Source organism: Streptococcus sp. 1055, assembly GCF_013276815.1.
GTDB lineage: Bacteria > Bacillota > Bacilli > Lactobacillales > Streptococcaceae > Streptococcus > Streptococcus pseudopneumoniae.
Genome location: NZ_VMLT01000159.1, coordinates 1 through 4454 on the forward strand (window position 1 = coordinate 1; position 4454 = coordinate 4454).

At 41.4% G+C, this 4454-nt stretch carries 3 protein-coding genes and 1 pseudogene; 1 reads left to right on the plus strand and 3 read right to left on the minus strand.

Going from position 1 to position 4454, the window contains the following annotated elements:
- Positions 1-195 precede the first annotated feature (195 nt).
- On the minus strand, positions 196-1392 hold the full coding sequence (gene tuf, locus HT699_RS11220; protein WP_001040724.1) for an elongation factor Tu: 1197 nt from the start codon (positions 1390-1392) through the stop codon (positions 196-198).
- Positions 1393-1675: 283 nt separating this feature from the next.
- On the opposite strand from tuf, the pseudogene HT699_RS11225 reads away from it, so the two are divergent.
- Positions 1676-2266, plus strand: a pseudogene (locus HT699_RS11225) (IS30 family transposase); the annotation flags it as partial.
- Positions 2267-2454: 188 nt separating this feature from the next.
- On the opposite strand, the gene gla reads toward HT699_RS11225, so the two are convergent.
- Together gla and HT699_RS11235 are read right to left on the minus strand one after the other, a co-directional pair.
- A complete protein-coding gene (gene gla, locus HT699_RS11230; RefSeq protein ID WP_023933475.1) occupies positions 2455-3324 on the minus strand; it encodes an aquaglyceroporin Gla in 870 nt (289 codons plus the stop codon).
- Between the two features lie 222 nt (positions 3325-3546).
- Positions 3547-4224, minus strand: coding sequence for an LPXTG cell wall anchor domain-containing protein (locus HT699_RS11235; protein WP_050261379.1), 678 nt, complete (start codon positions 4222-4224; stop codon positions 3547-3549).
- Positions 4225-4454: the final 230 nt, after the last annotated feature.

Here is a 4454-nt window from a genome sequence, read left to right on the forward strand (position 1 = left end):
ACAGTGTTTTGAGCTAACTTCGTCAGTCTTATCTACAACCTCAAGACAGTGTTTTGAGCAGCCTGCAGATAGCTTCCTAGTTTACTCTTTGATTTTCATTGAGTATTAGTTCAATATTTGAAAAAAAGAACCTTGCAATGCAAGATTCTTTCAGTGTCTGACTTAAATAATTGTTCTTCTGGGAACTAAATCGAATTAAGCTTCGATTTCTGTAACCATACCTGAACCAACAGTACGTCCACCCTCACGGATAGAGAATGTAGTACCTTGTTCTACGGCGATTGGGTGGATCAACTCAACGTCGATTGTCACGTTATCACCAGGCATTACCATTTCAGTACCTGCTGGAAGTTCGATTGAACCTGTAACGTCAGTAGTACGGAAGTAGAATTGTGGACGGTAGTTGTTGAAGAATGGAGTGTGACGTCCACCCTCTTCTTTAGTAAGGATGTAGACTTCACCTTTGAATTTAGTGTGTGGGTTGATTGAACCTGGTTTAGCGATAACTTGTCCACGTTCGATTTCATCACGTTGAACACCACGAAGAAGGACACCTACGTTATCTCCGGCAAGACCTTCGTCAAGTTGTTTACGGAACATTTCAACACCAGTAACAACTGCTTTTTGAGTTTCTTCTTTGATACCAACGATTTCGATTTCGTCGTTGACTTTAACGATACCACGGTCGATACGTCCTGAAGCAACTGTACCACGTCCAGTGATTGAGAATACGTCCTCGACTGGAAGAAGCAATGGTTTGTCAGTGTCACGTTCTGGTTCTGGGATGTACTCATCAACTGTGTTCATCAATTCCATAACGATGTCTTCGTATTTAGAGTCACCTTCAAGAGCTTTAAGAGCTGAACCTTGGATAACTGGAAGATCGTCACCTGGGAAGTCGTATTCTGACAATAGGTCACGGATTTCCATTTCAACCAATTCAAGCAATTCTTCGTCGTCAACCAAGTCAACTTTGTTCATGAAGACGATAAGGTGTTTAACACCAACCTGACGTGAAAGAAGGATGTGCTCACGAGTTTGTGGCATTGGTCCGTCAGTTGAAGCTACTACAAGGATAGCTCCGTCCATTTGAGCGGCACCAGTGATCATGTTTTTAACGTAGTCCGCGTGTCCTGGAGCGTCGATGTGAGCGTAGTGACGTTTTTCAGTTTCGTACTCAACGTGCGCAGTGTTGATTGTGATACCGCGTTCGCGTTCTTCTGGAGCAGCATCGATAGACGCATAGTCTTTAGGTTGGTTAACTGATGAAGGCAAGCGACGTGCCAAAACAGTTGTGATAGCTGCAGTTAGGGTAGTTTTTCCGTGGTCAACGTGTCCGATAGTACCAATGTTAACGTGTGGTTTACTACGATCGTATTTTTCTTTTGCCATTTGAGTAAAAGCCTCCAATAAAATATATTTTATAGATAGACAGTAGGCAATACAGTCTAACTTTCCTTACTATTTTATCAAATTTCAGCTAAATTGCAAGTGTTTTACAACGTTTTTGTGAATTATTCTTGGTAAAAATTTAACTGAAAGTTCTATAATGAAGTTAGCCACCCAGCCCTCCTAAAAATTAGATGGTTCAACTAGCCGATAGCTCTTGTAGGCATAAGAAAACACCTCTGTGTTATACTTGTTGTTCAACCACAAACACAAGAAAGGCACAGAGATGCAAGACAATTATACTACAAAAGCCAAACATTTGACAATCGATAGCCGTCGCTTAATCGAAAGATGGAAAAAGGAAGGGAGATCAAATAGAGAAATTGCCTCTCTACTTGGAAAAGCTCCTCAAACTATCCACACTGAAATCAAGCGTGGGACAGTCCGACAATGTCTTGGAAAAGGGCGCTTCAAAGAGGTTTATTCTGCCGACTATGCTCAACAGTCTTATGAAAACAATCGCAAGCGCTCGGTCAAGAAATCAAGCTTGACCAAGGAACTAAAGGAAAAGATTCTCCACTATCATAACCAAAAATTTTCGCCTGAAATGATGGTTATTGCTAAAGGGGTTAACGTGGGAATTTCAACCATTTACTATTGGATTCATCGTGGAAAATTGGGGTTAAGCAAGCAGGATCTGCTTTACCCTAGAAAAGGAAAAGCGCTTAAGAAACAGGCTAGCACCAACTTTAAACCTGCTGGTCAATCCATCGAACAGCGGCCTGAAGCTATCAATTTTCGCTTGGAGAATGGGCATTATGAGATTGATACGGTTCTACTTACAAGGGTGAAAAATTATTGTTTACTGGTCTTAACCTATTATTTCAACTGCAACCTACTATAGCCCATTAAAGTTGGAATAACCCACTGAGACTTCTAAACCACTGCTGGAGAGGAGTTTGTGTCGATTTTCTTTCATTTCCCTGAAAAATCAAAAAGAGAGAACCAATCTGATTCTCTCTTACTTATAAATGGTGCTCACTCAAATGTTAAAGGAGCTATTTCTTAGAGATAAAGGAATTTGAATACAGCTACTGCCGCAATTGCTGCTGCAATAGGTGCTACTACTGGTACCCAAGAATACCACCATTTTGAATCGCCTTTATTCTCACCAAGAACTGATTTTGGAAGGAAAGCATGAAGGAGACGTGGCCCCAAGTCACGAGCTGGGTTCAAGGCAGGTCCTGTAGGTCCTCCAAGTGATGTTACCAAAGCCATAACGAGGAATCCAAGTGCCAAGTGAGCCACAGAAAGTCCTGAAGCAGTGTGTGGAGCCACCTGTGCTTTAATAGCCAAGTCAGAAAAATCAACTGTCTGTCCTGCTTGTGTTGCCATTTGTTTCATGTATTGAAGCACTTCAGCACCAAAGAAGTTTTTAGTCAAACCGAGAGCTGCAAAGAACAAAACAAATGAACCAACAAACTCATTAATCAAACCATTGACAGTTGCTGCATAGCGACTTTCTTTTGTACCATGGTCAATACTTGAAATAGTTGAGAAAGTTCCCAAGATGTTATTTGGGTTTTCAGTTTTCAAGTAGAATGGACGGTGTGTTGCCACAACTAAGGCTTGACCAAAGATAGCCCCCAAGACTTGCGCGATAATGTAAGGTACCACTTGTGCCCAAGGGAAAAGACCGCTAACTGCAAGCCCTAGAGTGAAAGCAGGGTTGATGTGGTTCCCAGATACGTTACCAAACATCAAGGCTGGGATCATAACCCCCATACCATAACCAACAGCGATGACGAGCCAGCCACTTTGGTGACCTTTCGTACCTTTAAGTTCAACGTTGGCAACTGCACCATTCCCAAGAATGATCAAAATGGCAGTTCCCAAAAATTCAGTGGCATATTTCAGTGCCCATGTGAAATCCATTTGCTAGATTCTCCTTAAAATTTTTTAGATATTCTTTATTCTATCAATTTTTACCCTATTTAGCAACTGATTTCTGGAAATATTTTTAAAAAAATAGGATTCAGAGTTTCCCAGTCTAATGAACTTGTAAGCGTTTTTAATCTTCTCGAAAGACCTCGTTCTCAAAACCAGGAAAAAGCCCACATCTGTGAGCTTTTCCTTGTTCCTAGATTCTAAAATCTATTATTTTTCATCTTCTTTTTTCTTGAAGAATCCTAATCCTAGACCAGCTAATAAGGTCATGATACCAGCGCTAGCCAAGGTAGCATTCGCTTCTGTACCTGTGTTTGGCAATTCCTCTCTTTTATTTGTCTCAGAAGTCGGAACTTCTGGGTCTGGACTCACTGGAATTTCAGTTTTTGGAGTACCTGGTTCTGGAGTTAGCTCTGGTATTGGAGTCTCTTGATTTGGTAGTTCTGGGTTTGGTGTCGGAACACTTGGATGCTCTGGATTTGGTTGTGGGTTTGGTTTGTCTGGAGTCGGTTCACCTGGAGCACCTGGTTCCTGAGGACTTGGAATTTCTGGAATTGGTTTTTCTGGTCTTGATAAACGGTCATACCTTACCAAAATAGTCGTACCTTTTGAATCTGCTGTTACTTCTGCATTCGATACTTTTGGTAAATCTGGTTTACCATAATTTTCAATTTCTGGCGATACGACTTCGTCCCAGTTGCCTGTTGTCCATTCACCTTCTGTCACGACTTTCGTCACTTTATTACGCTTGTTAGTTCTTGTTAATTCAACTGTTTGCGTAACTGGGCTACCTACTTCTGTTGTTTCATCAGTCGCATCTACATACTTGATGGTACGGGTAACAGTTTTAGTTTCTTTAACATCTTCTGTAGCTTGTGGGTATTTCACTACTTCGGTTGTATCTGTAGTTGTTGATGTTACAGTTGCTTCCGCTACAGTTGCCTTATCTGGGGCGTCATAGTTGGTTACAGTTGGAGAGTCTTGAGAACCCCATGTACCTGTTGACCAGTCTCCTGCTGTTACTTTACCTGTCACTTTATTACGCTTGTTAGTTCTTGTTAATTCAACTGTTTGCGTAACTGGGCTACCTACTTCTGTTGTTTCATCAGTCGCATCTA

Coding starts and splice junctions, on each gene's coding strand:
- tuf (WP_001040724.1), bottom strand. CDS start 1,392: ATGGCAAAAGAAAAATACGATCGTAGTAAACCACACGTTAACATTGGT.
- gla (WP_023933475.1), bottom strand. CDS start 3,324: ATGGATTTCACATGGGCACTGAAATATGCCACTGAATTTTTGGGAACT.